18 protein-coding genes are annotated in these 16,595 nt (G+C 64.5%); 13 read left to right on the top strand and 5 right to left on the bottom strand.

Annotated elements, in window-relative coordinates; translation table 11 throughout:
* Positions 1 to 55: 55 nt before the first annotated feature.
* On the bottom strand, positions 56 to 703 hold the full coding sequence (locus JQ609_RS12055; protein WP_212273581.1) for a DNA-3-methyladenine glycosylase: 648 nt from the start codon (positions 701 to 703) through the stop codon (positions 56 to 58).
* Between the two features lie 37 nt (positions 704 to 740).
* Between JQ609_RS12055 and gluQRS the strand changes: the two genes are divergently transcribed.
* Positions 741 to 1,625, top strand: a complete 885-nt coding sequence (gene gluQRS / locus JQ609_RS12050; protein ID WP_212273580.1) for a tRNA glutamyl-Q(34) synthetase GluQRS — start codon at positions 741 to 743, stop codon at positions 1,623 to 1,625.
* 82 nt (positions 1,626 to 1,707) lie between these two features.
* Positions 1,708 to 2,958 carry an ATP-binding protein gene (locus JQ609_RS12045; RefSeq protein WP_212273579.1) on the top strand — a complete coding sequence of 417 codons (1,251 nt, stop codon included), beginning with the start codon at positions 1,708 to 1,710 and terminating at the stop codon, positions 2,956 to 2,958.
* On the opposite strand, the gene JQ609_RS12040 is transcribed toward JQ609_RS12045, so the two are convergent.
* A complete protein-coding gene (locus tag JQ609_RS12040; protein WP_212213503.1) occupies positions 2,894 to 3,778 on the bottom strand; it encodes a YihY/virulence factor BrkB family protein in 885 nt (294 codons plus the stop codon). The genes JQ609_RS12045 and JQ609_RS12040 overlap by 65 nt on opposite strands.
* A gap of 201 nt (positions 3,779 to 3,979) precedes the next feature.
* On the opposite strand from JQ609_RS12040, the gene JQ609_RS12035 reads away from it, so the two are divergent.
* The 6 genes from JQ609_RS12035 to JQ609_RS12010 all read left to right on the top strand — a co-directional run bounded on the left by JQ609_RS12035 (position 3,980) and on the right by JQ609_RS12010 (position 7,914).
* Positions 3,980 to 4,174 carry a twin transmembrane helix small protein gene (locus JQ609_RS12035; protein ID WP_212213505.1) on the top strand — a complete coding sequence of 65 codons (195 nt, stop codon included), beginning with the start codon at positions 3,980 to 3,982 and terminating at the stop codon, positions 4,172 to 4,174.
* 22 nt (positions 4,175 to 4,196) lie between these two features.
* On the top strand, positions 4,197 to 4,769 hold the full coding sequence (locus JQ609_RS12030) for a cob(I)yrinic acid a,c-diamide adenosyltransferase (RefSeq protein ID WP_212273578.1): 573 nt from the start codon (positions 4,197 to 4,199) through the stop codon (positions 4,767 to 4,769).
* Positions 4,770 to 4,895: 126 nt separating this feature from the next.
* The gene (locus JQ609_RS12025) at positions 4,896 to 5,645 is read left to right on the top strand and encodes an electron transfer flavoprotein subunit beta/FixA family protein (RefSeq protein ID WP_209840907.1); all 750 of its coding nucleotides are present in this window, start codon (positions 4,896 to 4,898) and stop codon (positions 5,643 to 5,645) included.
* Positions 5,645 to 6,595 carry an electron transfer flavoprotein subunit alpha/FixB family protein gene (locus tag JQ609_RS12020; RefSeq protein ID WP_212033032.1) on the top strand — a complete coding sequence of 317 codons (951 nt, stop codon included), beginning with the start codon at positions 5,645 to 5,647 and terminating at the stop codon, positions 6,593 to 6,595. The genes JQ609_RS12025 and JQ609_RS12020 overlap by 1 nt, the downstream gene beginning before the upstream one ends.
* Positions 6,596 to 6,783: 188 nt before the next feature.
* Positions 6,784 to 7,665 carry a 3-hydroxybutyryl-CoA dehydrogenase gene (locus JQ609_RS12015; RefSeq protein ID WP_212213525.1) on the top strand — a complete coding sequence of 294 codons (882 nt, stop codon included), beginning with the start codon at positions 6,784 to 6,786 and terminating at the stop codon, positions 7,663 to 7,665.
* A 60-nt stretch (positions 7,666 to 7,725) separates the two neighbouring features.
* Positions 7,726 to 7,914, top strand: coding sequence for a hypothetical protein (locus JQ609_RS12010; protein WP_212273577.1), 189 nt, complete (start codon positions 7,726 to 7,728; stop codon positions 7,912 to 7,914).
* A gap of 155 nt (positions 7,915 to 8,069) precedes the next feature.
* Here the strand turns inward: JQ609_RS12010 and tlpA are convergent, their stop codons facing one another.
* On the bottom strand, positions 8,070 to 8,759 hold the full coding sequence (gene tlpA / locus JQ609_RS12005) for a thiol:disulfide interchange protein TlpA (RefSeq protein WP_409411173.1): 690 nt from the start codon (positions 8,757 to 8,759) through the stop codon (positions 8,070 to 8,072).
* Between the two features lie 128 nt (positions 8,760 to 8,887).
* Between tlpA and argH the strand changes: the two genes are divergently transcribed.
* From argH to JQ609_RS11985, 4 genes are all read left to right on the top strand, one after another.
* Positions 8,888 to 10,285, top strand: coding sequence for an argininosuccinate lyase (gene argH / locus JQ609_RS12000; protein ID WP_212273575.1), 1,398 nt, complete (start codon positions 8,888 to 8,890; stop codon positions 10,283 to 10,285).
* 114 nt (positions 10,286 to 10,399) lie between these two features.
* Positions 10,400 to 10,672 carry an LPS translocon maturation chaperone LptM gene (gene lptM, locus JQ609_RS11995; protein WP_192738311.1) on the top strand — a complete coding sequence of 91 codons (273 nt, stop codon included), beginning with the start codon at positions 10,400 to 10,402 and terminating at the stop codon, positions 10,670 to 10,672.
* A 7-nt stretch (positions 10,673 to 10,679) separates the two neighbouring features.
* Positions 10,680 to 11,945 (top strand): diaminopimelate decarboxylase, encoded by a 1,266-nt coding sequence (lysA, locus tag JQ609_RS11990; protein ID WP_212273574.1) that lies wholly within the window; start codon positions 10,680 to 10,682, stop codon positions 11,943 to 11,945.
* Between the two features lie 57 nt (positions 11,946 to 12,002).
* Positions 12,003 to 12,260, top strand: a complete 258-nt coding sequence (locus JQ609_RS11985) for a DUF3551 domain-containing protein (RefSeq protein ID WP_212213537.1) — start codon at positions 12,003 to 12,005, stop codon at positions 12,258 to 12,260.
* Positions 12,261 to 12,317: 57 nt separating this feature from the next.
* On the opposite strand, the gene JQ609_RS11980 is transcribed toward JQ609_RS11985, so the two are convergent.
* Both JQ609_RS11980 and JQ609_RS11975 read right to left on the bottom strand, forming a co-directional pair.
* Complete coding sequence (locus JQ609_RS11980; protein WP_212213539.1) at positions 12,318 to 13,229, bottom strand: NAD(P)-dependent oxidoreductase; 912 nt, start codon at positions 13,227 to 13,229, stop codon at positions 12,318 to 12,320.
* 141 nt (positions 13,230 to 13,370) lie between these two features.
* Positions 13,371 to 13,751, bottom strand: a complete 381-nt coding sequence (locus tag JQ609_RS11975) for a carboxymuconolactone decarboxylase family protein (protein WP_192738307.1) — start codon at positions 13,749 to 13,751, stop codon at positions 13,371 to 13,373.
* Positions 13,752 to 13,926: 175 nt separating this feature from the next.
* Between JQ609_RS11975 and JQ609_RS11970 the strand changes: the two genes are divergently transcribed.
* Positions 13,927 to 16,575 (top strand): TIGR02302 family protein, encoded by a 2,649-nt coding sequence (locus JQ609_RS11970; RefSeq protein ID WP_212273573.1) that lies wholly within the window; start codon positions 13,927 to 13,929, stop codon positions 16,573 to 16,575.
* The last annotated feature ends 20 nt before the right edge of the window (positions 16,576 to 16,595 follow it).

The raw sequence follows: 16,595 nt of genomic DNA, 5'->3' as shown, positions 1-16,595 counted from the left end.
GCGCAGCGCGAAGCGGTGCGCTGCTGATCCGGGATCCATGCCTCCGAGACAATGTCTACTTCGCGATCACGCCCTCGCGATTCTTCACGACGCGATAGTAGCTCCACCAAAGATGCGCTGCGGCACCGCGCATGGGGCGCCACGGCTCCGCCAGCGGCGCCATCTGCTTGGCGGTCGGACGCGCCTTCAGGCCGAGCCCGACCTTGATCGCCTCCTGGATCGCGATGTCGCCGGCCGGCCAGGCATCGCCATGGCCGAGGCAGAACAGCAGATAGACGTCGGCGGTCCACGGGCCGATACCATGCAGCGCGGTCAACGTGTGGTGTGCGGCGTCGGCGTCCTCTTCTGCCAGTACCTCGAGGTTCAATCGTTCGGCGGCCAGTTCGCGCGCGATGTTTTTCAGCGTCTTGATCTTGGCGGCCGAAAGGCCGAGCCGTCCGAGGCGTTCGGCGCGGGCCTTGCGGATGGGCTCGGGATCGAACGGATCGAACGCGGCGGTGAGGCGTCCCCAGATCGCCCCGGCGCTCGCGGTGGACAATTGCTGACCGCACACGATATGCGCCAGCCCGGCAAAGCCCGGTTCGCGCTGGCGCAGCGCCGGCATGCCCGTGAGTTCGAGAATCGGTTTGAGCCGCTTGTCCTGTACGACGAGGGCCGCAATCGCGTCTTCGAGGTCGGCCTGGGAGTTGAGGTGAATGGTCATTGCCCGTTAAAACCATCATGTCCCGCGAAAGAGATCAATGCCGTCACCTGTGTTCCGATTTGCGCCAAGCCCCAATGGCTACCTCCATCTCGGCCACGCTTTTTCGGCGCTGTTGAATTTCGAGCTGGCGCGCGCGAGCGGTGGAAGATTTCTGCTCCGCATCGAGGATATCGACGCGACGCGGTGCCGGCCGGAATTCGAGGCTGCGATATTTGAAGACCTCGAATGGCTCGGCCTGTCCTGGGAAGCGCCGGTGCGGCGGCAGTCCGAACACCTTTCCGATTTTCGCGAAGCGGTGGAAAAACTGTCAGGCCGAGGCCTGATCTATCCCGCCTTCGAAAGCCGCGCGGAAATCGCCCGCATGGTCGCCGAACGGGAATCCGCCGCGAAGGCCGGAGCGCCCTGGCCGCGTGATCCCGATGGCGCGCCGCTCTATCCCGGCGCCGCGAAGTCGTTTTCCGCGCCGGCGCGGCGGCGATTGATCGACCAGGGCCTGCCTTACGCGTTGCGGCTCGATATGGCGGCGGCCATGGCACAGGCGCCCGATCTCGCCTGGGTCGAGCACGGCGAGGGCGCAGGCGGCGAAACCGGGCTCGTGGCCGCCCGACCGGAAGCCTGGGGCGACGTCATCCTGGCGCGTAAGGAGACGCCGACCAGCTATCATCTGTCGGTTGTGATCGACGATGCCTTGCAGGGCGTCACCGACGTGGTGCGCGGCCAGGACCTGTTCTGGTCGACCAGCGTGCACCGGCTGCTGCAATCGCTGCTTGGTATTCCGCAACCGGCCTACCGGCATCACCGGCTGGTCCTCGACGACGCCGGACAGAAACTGTCGAAGTCGACCAAGGCCACCGCCTTGCGCGAATTGCGTGGGCAGGGCGCCACGCCGGCCGACATCCGCCGTCTGGCAGGACTTGCGTAATTACTGAGGGTTGCCCCAAAGGCCATCGTGACTCCGGCTGCCGTGGCATGCCATGCTTGGTTCCAGGATGGGTCAGGGGATCATGGCGGCATCACCGCGTTCACGGCGTACAACACGGCTGACCAGGAAGCAGCCGAAGAAGAAGCGCGTATCGCGCGTTGGCGCGAAGAAACGCGGTTCGCCGAAAGCTAAGGCCGGGCCCGGCGTGGTCGAAGTGGCATTGGCGGCCTTTGCCCACGAGGTGCGCACGCCGCTGACCGGCATTCTGGCGATCAGCAACCTCCTGGCGACATCCGACCTCGACGAGCGCGAACGGCGCTGGGTCGACACCATCAAGGCCGGCGCGGAACATCTGGCGAGCCTTGCGACCTTGTTCGTCGATGCCGCGCGCAGCAGCGGTCCCGGGCTCACCGTGCGCCACGATTTCTTCGATCTGCGCACGCTGGCGCGCAACGCCGGCGATTCGCTGACCGGGCGGGCGGCGGCGAAGGGTCTGCAGTCGTCGGTCGAGATTTCCGAAAAGCTGCCGGCATTCGCCGTCGGCGATCCCGTACGGCTGCGGGCGGCGCTGGAGAACCTGATCGACAATGCGGTGAAATTCACCGAACAGGGCAGCGTCACGCTTGTCGTGTCGCCGCTGCGCGCTCCAAGGGGTAAAATCGGCGTCGCCTTTGCGGTTTCCGACAGCGGCATCGGCCTCACGCTCAGCGAGATCAAGCGCCTGTTCCGCCCGTTCTCGCAGGCCAATGTCTCGATCGCCTCAAAGTTCGGCGGCACCGGGCTTGGGCTGTCGTCGGTCAAGCAACTCGCGCGCGCCATGGGCGGCGACATCGTGGTGACGCAACGGCGCGGCGGCGGCACCACCTTCACGCTCAGCGTCGTGATGTCGCCGGCCAAGGGCCCGATTACGATCATGACGGGGGCCGATGGCGAGCCGTCGACCGGGGCGCTGCGGTCCTTGCGCCTGCTCAGCGTCGAGGACAATCCGTTCGGCCGCGTCGTGCTGAACGCCATCCTGACCGAGCTCGGCCACCAGACCGAGTTCATCGGCCAGGGCGAGGCCGCGCCGGAGCGGATCGCGCAGGGCAGTTTCGACGCGGTGCTGATGGACATGGTGCTGCCGGGCATCGACGGCATCGAGGCTATCCGGCGCATTCGGGCGCTCGATCCGCCGCTCGGCCGCATCGCCATCATCGGCGTGTCGGGGCGCGGCGAGGACGAGGCGGCCTCGCGCGCTGCGGGGGCCGACGCCTTCCTGATCAAGCCTGTCAGTCCACGTGCGCTAGCGACTGCGCTGCTTGAAGCGACACGCCGCGCGGCAGCCGCGACTTGATGATCGCCGCGTTGAGTTCGCCGCCATAGACGAAGATCGCGGCGAGGAAATACAAAAACACCAGCGCGATGATGACCGATGCGAGGCCGGCATACATCGTCACGTAATTATTGGCGAAGCGCGCCAGATACTGGCCGAACACGATGCCCGATACCAGCGACGCCACCATGGTGAAGATGATGCCCGGCAGGATCTGCAGAAACCCCCTGCGTCCCGCCGGCAGCCAGGCGTGCAGGATGAACAGCGCCACGATCAGCGCGCCGATCGTGATGCTGTAGCGGGTGATGTTGAGGAAGTGTTCGTTGGTCTCGACGAAAAACGGAATGTGGCGCCGTGCCGCCTCCAGCATCAGGGGGAACAGCACGATCAGGAACGCCATCGCCAGCGCCGTGAAGGCGGCGACCAGCGTGTAGCCGATCGACTCCAGCCGCAGCCAGTACCAGCTGCGCGGCTCGATCACGGAATAGGCGCGGTTCAGCGCCACGCGCAGCGCCTCGACGCCGTTCGAGGCGAAATAAAGTGCCAGCACCGCGCCGATGGTCAAGATATCGCCGCGGGACGTGGTCAGCACGTCGTGGATTTCGCCTGACAGCGTGTCGGCGACCTGTTGCGGCCACACCTGGAGCAATAGGCTGACTGATTGGTCGGCGAGTTGCTTGGAGCCGAAAAAGCCGGCCAGCGACGTCAGCACGATCAGGAACGGAAACAGCGCCATCAGCGTCGACAACGCGATATGGCTGGCGATCGCCCAGCCATCGTCGACGAGGAACTCGTAAAAGGCATCCACCACGACGTGATAGACGTACTTGACCTGCCTCACATGCCACCCTGGCTGGCGATTGACGGTTCGATGCGAGATACTAGAGCGTTTTCAAGCGAAGTGGGACCGGTTCGCGTGAATAAAACGCGTCAAAACAAGAATCTGATATTATTATTGGGCTAAGAGCCAGATCGATCAGGCATCTGTGCGGCTGTCTGTGAACGTATAGCGGCCGGCCCGGCGCGGTGTTATGTAGCGCCGATGGCATCCTTTTTTGGTTCGATTGTTCTGCCCATCGCGGTCGCTGCCGTTGCGATCGTTCTGTTTTTGGGTCTCATCAACATGATGCGGGGCGGCTCGCCCAGCCGCTCGCAGAATCTGATGCGGCTGCGGGTGTTGCTGCAATTCATCGCCATCGTCATCACGATGGCCGTGGTCTGGGCGATGGGCAAATAGGGCAAGCAGGAGGGACCCGCCAATGGTCGTGCTTAATCGAATCTACACGCGGACCGGCGATGACGGCACCACCGCGCTCGGCAGCGGCGAACGCCGCCCGAAATATGATCTGCGCATCAGCGCCTATGGAACCGTGGACGAGACCAACGCCGCGATCGGCGTGGCGCGGCTGCATCTGGCGCAGGCGCGCGAACTCGATGCGATGCTGGGCCTGATCCAGAACGACCTGTTCGATCTCGGCGCCGATCTCGCCGTGCCCCAGCGCGAGGGCAAGGCGGAGCGGCTGCGCATGCTGTCCAGCCAGGTGGAACGGCTCGAGCGCGATATCGATACGGTCAACGCCCATCTGGCGCCCCTGACCTCCTTTGTGCTGCCCGGCGGCACCCCCGCTGCGGCATACCTGCATCTCGCCCGCACCATATGTCGCAGAGCGGAACGGATCATGGTGGAACTGGCGGCCAGGCCGGACGAGCCGGTCAGCGAGCCTGCCGTACACTATATGAACCGGCTGTCGGATTTCCTGTTCGTCGCCAGCCGCGCCATGAACGATAATGGCGCCGGGGACGTGTTGTGGGTGCCCGGCCAGAACCGCTAAAGTGGTCGTCTGAAGGGCGCGATTTTTGGCTTTCGCGCGTTGACCGCCGATAGCGGGACCTTTAGGTTCCGCGCCCAAGCTAATAGAGAGCTCACCAAACCCCAGAATTCAAGCGAAAGAGGATCGATGAAGGTTCTTGTGCCGGTAAAACGGGTGGTCGATTACAACGTTAAGGTCCGCGTCAAGAGCGACGGAACGGGCGTGGAACTCGCCAACGTGAAGATGTCGATGAATCCGTTCGACGAAATCGCCGTCGAGGAAGCGCTGCGGCTGAAGGAAGCCGGCAAGGCGACCGAAGTGGTGGTGGTATCGATCGGGCCCGCACAGGCCTCCGAGACGATCCGGACTGGACTTGCGATGGGCGCCGACCGCGGCATCCTGGTCAAGGCCGAAGGCAATGTCGAACCGCTGGCGGTCGCCAAGATTCTCAAAGCCATTGTCGACGAAGAGAAGCCCGGCCTCGTCATCCTCGGCAAGCAGGCGATCGACGACGACTCGAACCAGACCGGCCAGATGCTGGCCGCACTGCTCGGCTGGTCGCAGGCGACCTTTGCCTCCAAGCTCGAAGTCGACGGCTCCGATTTCAAGGTGACGCGCGAAGTCGACGGCGGCCTGCAGACCCTGAAGCTGAAGGGACCGGCCATCGTCACCACCGATCTGCGCCTCAACGAGCCGCGCTACGCCTCGCTGCCCAACATCATGAAGGCGAAGAAGAAGCCGATCGCCGACAAGAGCGCGGCCGACTACGGCGTCGATCTCACGCCGCATCTCGAAGTGCTGAAAACTACCGAACCGCCGGGCCGCAAGGGAGGCGTCAAGGTCAAGGACGTCGCCGAACTGATTTCGAAGCTCAAGACCGAAGCCGGGGTTCTCTGATGACCACGCTGTTGATTGCCGAACACGACCACGAGGCCCTCAAGGACTCCACCAACAAGGCGCTGACCGCGGCCACCCAGCTGGGTGCCGAGGTTCACGTGCTGGTCGCCGGTGGCGGCCAGGGCACCAAGGCGGCGGCCGAGGCGGCGGCGAAGCTCGCCGGCGTCACCAAGGTGCTGGTTGCCGAGGGTGACGCCTATGCCCACGACCTCGCCGAGCCGCTGGCGGCGCTGATCGTGGCGCTGGCGCCGTCCTACGACGCCTTCGTCGCGCCCGCGACTTCGCGCTTCAAGAACGTGATGCCGCGCGTCGCCGCCTTGCTCGACGTGATGCAGGTGTCCGAGATCATCAAGGTGGTCTCGCCGGATACGTTCGAGCGGCCGATCTATGCCGGCAACGCGATCCAGACCGTGAAGTCCAAGGACGCCAAGAAGGTCATCACGGTGCGGACCTCGACCTTCGCCGCGGCAGGCGACGGCGGCAGTGCTGCGATCGAGAACGCCGCCTCCGCGGCCGATCCGGGCCTCTCCACCTTCGTCGGTGAGGAAGTGGCCAAAAGCGACCGCCCCGAACTGACGTCCGCAAAAATCATCGTCTCCGGCGGCCGTGCCATGCAGAGCCGCGAGAACTTTGCCAAGTACATCGAGCCGCTCGCCGACAAGTTAGGCGCCGGCGTCGGCGCCTCGCGCGCCGCCGTCGATGCCGGCTATGCGCCGAACGACTGGCAGGTCGGGCAGACCGGCAAGGTGGTGGCGCCGGAGCTCTATGTCGCGATCGGCATTTCCGGCGCGATCCAGCATCTCGCCGGCATGAAGGATTCCAAGGTGATCGTTGCGATCAACAAGGATGAGGACGCGCCGATTTTCCAGGTTGCCGATTACGGCCTGGTTGCGGATTTGTACCAGGCGGTTCCGGAATTGACCGAGGCGCTCGGCAAGCTCGGAAAATAACGGCAGTCAAACAGCGGCCGGACGCGTAAGCTCCGGCCGGTGTTAATCTAGGGACAGCGTTTTCAAGCGAAGTGGCTACCGGGTTCGCTTGAAGAAAACGCGTCGAAAACAGGTTTAAGCCTCGGTTCGGACCGGGGCCTAACGGGATGAACTGGCGCGAGATGCGTGCCGTTCGGGTGGATGACAAGATGGCGGTGACAATCAAGAAGGTCGGCGTGATCGGCTCGGGCCAGATGGGCAATGGCATCGCCCATGTGGCGGCGCTGGCCGGCCTCGACGTGGTGCTCAACGACGTGTCCGCTGACCGGTTGAAATCGGCGATGGCGACCATCAACGGCCATTTGTCGCGCCAGGTCGCCAAGAAGGGTATCACCGAGGACGCCCGCAAGCAGGCGCTTGAGCGCATCACCACAAGCGAGACGCTCGACGGCCTGTCGGACTGCGATCTCGTCATCGAGACCGCGGTTGAAAAGGAAGAGACCAAGCGCAAGATCTTCCACGACGTCTGCGCGGTGCTGAAACCCGAGGCGATCGTCGCCACCAATTCCTCGTCGATTTCGATCACGCGGCTCGCCGCCTCGACCGACCGCCCCGAGAAATTCATCGGTATTCATTTCATGAATCCGGTGCCGGCGATGGAACTGGTCGAACTGATCCGCGGCATCGCCACCGATGACGAGACCTTCGATACCGCCAAGGCCTTTGTCACCAAGGTCGGCAAGCAGATTGCGGTGTCCGAGGATTTCCCGGCTTTCATCGTCAACCGCATCCTGCTGCCGATGATCAACGAGGCGATCTACACGCTGTATGAAGGCGTCGGCAATGTCGAAGCGATCGATGCGGCGATGAAGCTCGGCGCGCACCATCCGATGGGCCCGCTGGAGCTGGCCGATTTCATTGGTCTCGATACCTGCCTGTCGATCATGCAGGTGCTGCATGAGGGGCTGGCGGATTCGAAATACCGGCCGTGCCCGCTGTTGGTGAAATACGTCGAGGCCGGTTGGCTCGGCCGCAAGACCCAGCGCGGTTTCTACGACTACCGCGGCGACAAGCCGGTGCCGACGCGCTAGCCTCAATTTCTCGTTAACCAGCCTCCGCTAGGGTCGCCCGGCGTTTCGGGAGTCTTGCGTATGGACATGATGGCTATGGTGTCGAGCATGCTCGCCATGCAGGCGGGTGGTCTGCAGCAGCAGATTCAGACCTCGATCATCAAACAGAACAACGACGCCGAGAAATTCGCGGTCCAGACCCTGCTCGGCATCCCGTCGACGGCCAACCTGGCGCCGGGCGTCGGCGGCAATCTGAACGCGATCGCCTAGACTTTACCAACGGGTCACTTTTCGTCATGGCCGGGCATAGCCGTCCGAAGGACGGCGTCGCTTCCGCTCGCCTATGCCCGGCCATCCACGTCTTTGTTGCGACGTGAGGAATACGTGGATGCCCGGCACAAGCCGGGCATGACGAGACCTAGATGCTAAAACCCCGCCGCCACCGGCTTCACAGCCGCCTTGATCAGCTTGATCGCGTCGTCGCTGGCCCATTCGGCGGGACCGGCCAGATTGGCGATTTCGCAGCCCTGGCCGTCGACCAGAATAGAGGTCGGCATCCCCAGCGCCTTGCCTATGCCCTTAAGGTCTTGAAAAACCTTGGCTTTCGCGTCGCTGAAATAGGCCAGTCTGGTCAGATTGGCTTCTTTCAGGAAGTTTTTGGGCTTTTCGGGGTCGCGGGTGTCGATGTTGATCGCGACCACCTCGAAATCCTTGCCGCCGAGTTTGGTCTGCAGGCTGTCGAGCGCCGGCATCTCTTTCCGGCAGGGCACGCACCAGGTGGCCCACAGATTGACCAGCACGGTCTTGCCGCGCCAGTCGGAGAGTTTTCGGGGCTTGCCCTCGGCATCCTCGAACGCGAGGTCAGGGAGCCGGAGCGGGCTGGTGGCCATGGTCAGCGCGGCGACCTCGCCATGCGCCAGAGGTCCGATCTTGCGCGCCAGCTCGACCGCGCCTGCACAGGCGGCATCGCCGCCCGCGCCGCGCTTGAAGCCGCCGAACCCGTAGACCCCGGCAAAGCCGATCGCAGCCCCGATCAGGACCGCGCCGACGGCGATGGGGATCCGGCGCGTGGCAGCCGGGCGAGGGGCGGGCGTTTCGGGCATATCGTTTGTCATCCTGTATCAGATACGGCTATGCAGTGCTCACGTTACGGGCGAAACCGGCACGGCGTTTCGCCGGTTTCGACGATAAATGCCAGACCTGAATAGCCAGCACCTGAATAAGAAGTCGTGAGCGAGAAGTCATGAGCAACAAGATGTGGGGCGGTCGGTTCACCGAGCGTCCCGATGCGATCATGGAGGAAATCAACGTCTCCATCGACGTCGATCGTCACATGTATTCCCAGGACATCGCCGCGTCCAAGGCCCACGCCGCGATGCTCGCTGCGCAGGGCATTATCACGGCCGGTGATGCGAAAAATATCGGCAAAGGTCTAGACACGATTCTGTCAGAAATCGAAAACGGCTCGTTCGATTTCAAGCGCGCGCTCGAAGACATCCATATGAACGTCGAGAGCCGGTTGACCGATCTGATCGGGCCCGCCGCCGGCCGGCTGCACACCGCGCGTTCGCGCAACGACCAGGTCGCGACCGATTTTCGTCTGTTTGTGCGCGACACCATCGATGAGCTAGATGCGGCGCTGGCCGCGTTTCAATATGTCCTGGTGGAGCGGGCGCTGGAACATGCCGGCACGGTCATGCCGGGCTTCACCCATCTGCAGACCGCCCAGCCCGTGACGCTCGGGCATCATCTCCTGGCCTATGTCGAGATGGCCGCGCGCGACCGCGGCCGCTTTGCGGATGCGCGCAAGCGGTTGAACGAATCGCCGCTGGGCGCGGCCGCGCTCGCCGGCACCTCGTTTCCGATCGACCGTCACGCCACCGCCAAGGCGCTCGGCTTCGACCGGCCGATGGCCAACTCGTTGGACGCGGTATCGGACCGCGACTTCGTTTTGGAAACCCTGTCGGCGGCGTCGATCGCAGCGGTGCATATGTCGCGCTTCGCCGAGGAGATCGTGATCTGGACCTCGCCGCTGGTCGGCCTCATCAGGCTGAGCGACAAGTTCACCACCGGATCCTCGATCATGCCGCAAAAGCGCAACCCCGATGCGGCCGAACTGGTGCGCGCCAAGACCGGGCGGGTGATCGGGGCGCTGACGGCGCTCCTGATCGTGATGAAGGGGCTGCCGCTCGCCTATCAAAAGGACATGCAGGAGGACAAGCAGGGCGCGATGGAAGCGTTCGCAGCCCTCTCGCTGGCGATCCGGGCGATGACCGGCATGGTTGCCGACCTCGTACCGGACGAGAGCAGGATGAAGGCGGCCGCGGGCGAGGGCTATGCCACCGCCACCGATCTTGCCGACTGGCTGGTGCGGACGCTGAAAATGCCGTTCCGCGACGCCCATCACGTCACCGGACGCATCGTCGGGCTTGCCTCGAAACAGGGCGTGGCGCTGCACGAACTGCCGCTGCAGGCGATGCAGGAGGTCGAGCCGAAGATTACGGCCGAGGCGCTGCGCGTGCTGTCGGTGGAAGCGTCGGTCAAGAGCCGCACCAGCTATGGCGGCACCGCGCCGAAGAATGTGGCGGCTCAGGCCAAGTCCTGGCTGAAGCGGTTGGAAAAAGAGCGAAAATTGGGCTGAGGCCAAGAATTTCGCTGCAATTTCTTGGGTTTTTCTTGGGTTTCATGGGGGCGTCGGGCCTCGCCATCGCAAGGCAATCTTTGTATGGTGCGGCGCGTATTGGGGATTTTCGTCGTGACACGTAACTACCGGCCGACATCGTCGGGATGGGCCATCATCCTGCTGAGCGTGAGCGCGCTTGCGCTCGGCGGCTGCGGCCGCAAGGGCGGCCTCGATCTGCCGCCGAACGCCTCGAATGCGTCGGCGCAATCCGCGGCCACCGATTCGGAGGCCGAGCGCGCGGCCCAGCCGGGCGTATACAATCCGGGCTTCGGGTCCGACGCCCAGCCGGAGGCGGCCAGGGGCAAAAAGAAACCGTTCATACTCGACCCGCTGCTGGGTAATTGAGCGCACCATGAATCACTTCGACTATCGCAACGGCGTGCTTCACGCCGAGGCGGTCAATCTTTCCGATCTCGCGGATGCCGTGGGCACGCCGTTCTATTGCTATTCGACCGCGACGCTGGAGCGCCACTACCGGGTGTTCGCCGAGGCCTTCGCCGGCGAGAAGACGCTGGTCTGCTACGCCATGAAGGCCAATTCCAACCAGTCGGTGCTGCGCACGCTGGCGAAACTCGGCGCCGGCGCCGACGTGGTTTCCGGCGGCGAGTTGAAGCGGGCGCTGGCGGCGGGAATACCCGCAAACAAGATCCTGTTTTCCGGCGTCGGCAAGACCGAGGCGGAACTTCGCGCGGCACTGGCGGCGGATATCCTCTGCATCAACGTCGAGTCGGAGCCTGAACTGGAACTGTTGTCGCGGCTCGCGGTCGAAATGGGCCGGACCGCGCGGATTTCGGTGCGCGTCAATCCCGACGTCGATGCCGGCACCCACGCCAAGATCGCCACCGGGAAATCCGAGAACAAGTTCGGCGTGCCGATTGCGCGCGCCCGCGAGGTCTATGCCCGTGCCGCACGGCTGCCCGGGATCGAGGTCACGGGCACCGACATGCATATCGGCAGCCAGATCACGGATCTGAGCCGCATGGAGACCGCGTTCCGGATTCTCTCCGACTTCGTGCGGACCTTGCGCGCCGACGGCCACAACATCTCGCATATCGATTTCGGCGGCGGGCTCGGCATTCCCTATCACATGGACCGCGAAGCGCCGCCGCTGCCGTCAGCCTATGCCGCGATGGTCAAGCGGGTGACGCATAATCTCGGCTGCACGCTGATGTTCGAGCCGGGCCGGATGATCGTCGGCAATGCCGGCATCCTCGTTGCGCGCGTGATCTATGTGAAGCCGGGTGACGCCAAGAATTTCGTCGTCATCGATGCCGCGATGAACGATCTGATCCGCCCCACGCTGTATGAGGCCCATCACGACATCCTGCCGGTCCGCGAAGCTATGCCAGGCACGCCGACGATTACCGCCGATGTGGTCGGGCCGGTCTGCGAAACCGGTGATTATTTGGCACTCGACCGCCAGATCCCCGAGCCCAAGGCCGGCGATCTCCTGGCGATCATGACCGCCGGCGCCTATGGCGCGGTGCAGTCAGGCTATTACAACACCCGCGCGCTGGTGCCGGAAGTGCTGGTCAAGGACGATCAATTCGCGGTGGTGCGTCCGCGTATCGAAGTCGACGAACTGATCGCGATGGACCGGCAGGCGCCGTGGCTGTAACCCAAGGCATATCTGTCAGCGCGCGCTGACACTGTGCCGATTTCAAAGGAGATTCCGATGCGCATTCTGGCTTTGGCTGTCTTGACGATGGCGGCGGTTTCGGCGACGTCGCCGGCGCGCGCCCAGACCTATAATCCGAGGTATCCAGTCTGCATCAAGCAGATCCAGACTTTCGGTGGTGAACGCATTGAGTGCGCCTACACCTCGCTGGAGCAGTGCAACGCGACGGCACTGGGCCTTCCTGCCCAGTGCATCGAGAATCCGTATTACGGCGGTCGGCCGGAAGGCGGCCGGCGTTACCGCCAGGGCTATTGAGCGGATCGGGCGCGTAGGTGGGTGGAGCAGGTCGCTCCACCTATCCCACGCGATGCCTCACTTCGCGGCGTGGCTGCCGCCCTTTGCGCCGCCGACGATCACACCCGCGGCCTTTTCGATCGGCTTGATCGCCTCGGTGAAATCCGACTCCGCGCCCTGATCGCGGATCACGACTTCCCACAGGCGCCCGACCGCTTCGGCGACTTCCATCGACAGCCCCAGCGACTTCATCTCGTCCAGCGCGAGCCGCACGTCTTTCACCATCAGTCCGGTGGCGAAGCCGAAGTCGAACGTCCGCGGCAATACCGCACGCGGAAACTTGTCGCGGCTTGCGGTGTTGAGCCCCGAGCCGGCGTTGATCACGTCGACCATCACGGCCGGATCAAGACCCGATTTGACGCCCATCACCACCGCTTCCGACGTCGCCACCATCGCGGTGGCTGACAGGAAATTATTGGCGAGCTTCATGGTCTGAGCGGAACCCGGTTTCTCGCCAATGAAGAACACCTTGCCGATGACACCGAGCGCGGGCTTCAACATGTCGCAATCGGCGCGCGGGCCCGACACCATCACGGCGAGCGTGCCCTTTTCGGCACCGCCGACGCCGCCGCTGACGGGGGAGTCTATCTGCACGATGTTCTTCGCGGCCAGGAGGCCGTGGATCCGCGTTGCCATTTGCGAGCCGACGGTGGAGAGGTCGACGAAGCGTTTGACGCGTTTGCCTTCGATCACGCCGCCGGTGCCGGTTGCGACGTCGAGCGAGGCCTGCAGTGACGGCAGGCTCGCCAGCACCGTTTCGCAGCGATCGGCGATATCCTTTGGCGATGACGCCACTTGCGCGCCGAGCGCCACAAGCTTGTCGGTGGCTTCCGTCCGCGTATCGAACACGGTGAGCTGGTGGCCTGCCTCGATCAGGCGGCGCGCCATCGGGAAGCCCATCTTGCCGAGGCCGATGAATCCGATTTCCATGGTGTTGTTTTCCTGAGTTTCTGGAGACGCTCCTCATCCTGAGGAGCGCGTCTTCGCGCGTCTCGAAGGATGAGTTTGTTGATTAATCTTTCGGGCCTCATGGTTCGAGACGGCGCAAGCGCGCCTCCTCACCATGAGACTTCAACCCTTGTCCATTTCCGCGAACACTTCGCGCGCGATGCGAAAGCTGTCGACGCCGGCGGGCGCGCCGGCATAGATCGCGACCTGCATGAAGATTTCGCGGATCTCGTCTTTGGTCACGCCGTTGGTCAGCGCGCCCTTGATGTGGGTGCGCAACTCATGCGGCCGGTTCAGGATCGAGATCATGGCGAGGTTGAGCATGCTTCGGGTCTTGCGCGGCAGTTCCTCGCGGCCCCACACCGCGCCCCAGCAATATTCGGTGAGCAGTTCCTGGAACGGGCGGTTGAAATCGTCGACGTTCTTCAGGGCGTTGTCGACATAGGCCTCGCCGAGCACGGCTTTGCGCACTTCCAGGCCCTTGTCGTAGGTCTTCTTGTCCATGACGTTTCCTCCGGCATTCTTGCGGTATTTTGCGGGTTCGGGCGGACGTTAGGGGGTCGAAGCCCTGCAGTCACGCCTTCGTGTTATGCGTATTTCCGGGTGGGTTGGCCCTGGAAACGGGTGCCTCATTGCCGCCGCTGTGCTAGGCTGATTTGTCGGCAACCCGGAGAGTTTATTGAACGGCGCCAACCCTGACCCCACGGAGCCAGCGCGCGAGCCTGATGCGGTGGCGCGGCTTCAACTGACGCAGGCCCTGCAGCGGGCCCAGTATGCGATCGCGTGGGAGCGCGGGTGGCCGATTCTGGCCCGGCTGTTGACCGTCGTCGGACTGTTTCTGGTGGCGTCCTGGGCCGGATTGTGGCTGGCGCTGCCCTTTGTCGCCCGTGTCGTCGGCATCGCCTTGTTCGCAGGCCTGGCGCTCGGCGCGTTGTACCCGATCTTGCGCTATCGCTGGCCGACCCGTGAAGAGAGCCTGGGCCGGCTCGACCGCGGCACCGGCATTCGCCATCGCCCGGCGACCGCGCTCACCGACACGCTGGCCAGCAAGGATCCGATCGCGCTGGCCCTCTGGAACGAGCAGCGCGAGCGGACGCTGGCCTCGATCAAGCGGATCCGCGCCGGCCTGCCGTCGCCGCGGCTGCCGATCCACGATCCCTGGGCGCTACGTGCGCTGGTCATGGTAATGGCGGTGGCGGCCTATTTTGCCGCCGGTGACGAACGCGCGATGCGCATCGCCGCGGCGTTCGACTGGAACGGCGTGCTGGCGCCGGCCAATGTCCGGGTCGATGCCTGGGTGACACCGCCGGTCTACACCAGCAAGCCGCCGATCATTCTGTCCGCCGCGAACAAGGACGCTGGACCCAATAGCGGGCCGCTGGCGGTTCCGGCCGGCAGTACGCTGCTGGTGCGCTCCAGCGGCGGTTCGATCGATGTCGTGGTGGGCGGCGGCGTCACGGAAGTCGCGCCCAGCGAACAGGCGCCGAAGGGCACCAACGAGCGCCATTTCAAGATCGCCGGCGACGGCACAGCCCATGTCCGCGCACCGGCCGGCCCGCCGCAATGGCGGTTCGCCGCGACGCCCGACCGTACCCCGACCATTTCGCTGGCGAAGGATCCCGAGCGCCAGGCCCGCGGCTCGCTGCAGATGTCCTACAAGCTCGAGGATGATTACGGCGTTACCGAAGCGCGCGCCTCGTTCGCGGTCCGGCCCGCCGATCCCGGCAAGGAAGCAGTCAAAGAAATCGGCAAGGAAGCGGCAAGGGGCGCCAAAGGCGGAGACAAGGCCGCCGAGAAGACTGCCGAAAAAACGGCCGAGGCGCGGCCGTTGTTCCCGGCGCCGCAGTTTCCGCTGGCCCTGCCGAACGCGCGGACCCGCAATGGTGTCGGCCAGACCGTCAAGGATCTCAGCGAGGATCCCTATGCCGGTGCCGACGTCACGCTGACGCTGACGGCCAAGGACGAGGCCGGCAATGAAGGCCGCAGCGAGCCGTTCAACATGCGGCTGCCGGAGCGGCTGTTCACCAAGCCCTTAGCGCGCGCGCTGATCGAGCAGCGCCGTATCCTGGCGCTCGACGCCAACCAGAATGGCCAGGTCTATGCCGCGCTTGCCGCGCTGATGATCGCGCCGGAACTGTTTACGCCGCAGGCCGGCCATTATCTCGGCCTCTACAGCGTCTCGCGCCAGCTCGAGGCGGCGCGCACCGACGACGCCATGCGAGAGGTGGTGGCGAGCCTGTGGTCGCTCGCGGTCACGATCGAGGACGGCAACATCACCGATGTCGACAAGGCGTTGCGCGCGGCGCAGGAGGCGCTGAAGCAGGCGCTGGAGCGCGGGGCCAGCGACGAGGAGATCAAGAAGCTCACCGACAATCTGCGCGCCGCGCTGGATAATTTCCTGCGCCAGCTCGCCGAACAGCTCAAGAACAATCCGCAGCAACTGGCGCGGCCGCTCGATCCCAATACCAAGATGCTGAGCCAGCAGGATCTCAAGAGCATGCTCGACCGGATGGAGCGGCTGTCACGCTCCGGCGACAAGGATGCGGCAAAGCAATTGCTGGAACAGCTGCAGCAGATGCTGGAAAACCTGCAGATGGCGCAGCCCGGCCAGTCCGGCGACGGCGACATGGAGCAGGCGCTGAACGAGCTCGGCGACATGATCCGCAAGCAGCAGCAATTGCGCGACAAGACCTACAAGCAGGGCCAGGATTCGCGGCGCGATCGCATGCGCGGCAAGCAGGGCGAGCAGAGCATGGGCGACCTGCAGCAGGACCAGCAGGGCCTGCGCGACCGCTTGAAGAAATTGCAGGAAGAACTCGCCAAGCGCGGCATGGGTCCGGGTCAGCGCGGCGAGAAGGGCCAGCGCGGCGAAAAAGGTCAGCAGGGTCAGCAAGGCCAGCCGGGCGGCGACCAAGGCGACGGCGAGGACGGGCTGGAGCAGGCCGATGGCGCGATGGGTGACGCCTCAGGCCGGCTCGGCGAAGGCAACGCCGATGGCGCGGTGGATTCGCAAGGCCGCGCGCTGGATGCGCTGCGCAAGGGCGCGCAGAGTCTCGCCGAGGCGATGCAGCAGGGCGATGGCGACCAGCCGGGCGACGGCCCGGGCAATCCGAACGGCCGGCAGCAGGGCGCGCAAAGGAATACCGATCCGCTCGGGCGGCCGATGCGCAACAACGAGTTCAACGACGATTATTCAGTGAAGATCCCCGGCGAGATCGACGTACAGCGCGTGCGCCGCATTCTGGAAGAACTGCGCCGGCGCCTCGCCGATCCGGCCCGCCCGCAGATCGAACTCGATTACATCGAGCGGCTGCTGAAGGATTATTGAGCCGTCGCGCTCAGTCGTCA

It is taken from the genome of Bradyrhizobium sp. AUGA SZCCT0169, from assembly GCF_018130085.1.
Lineage (GTDB): Bacteria > Pseudomonadota > Alphaproteobacteria > Rhizobiales > Xanthobacteraceae > Bradyrhizobium.
The sequence above is the reverse complement of the archived record's forward strand: the minus strand, read 5'-3'. Positions and strand labels throughout refer to the sequence as shown.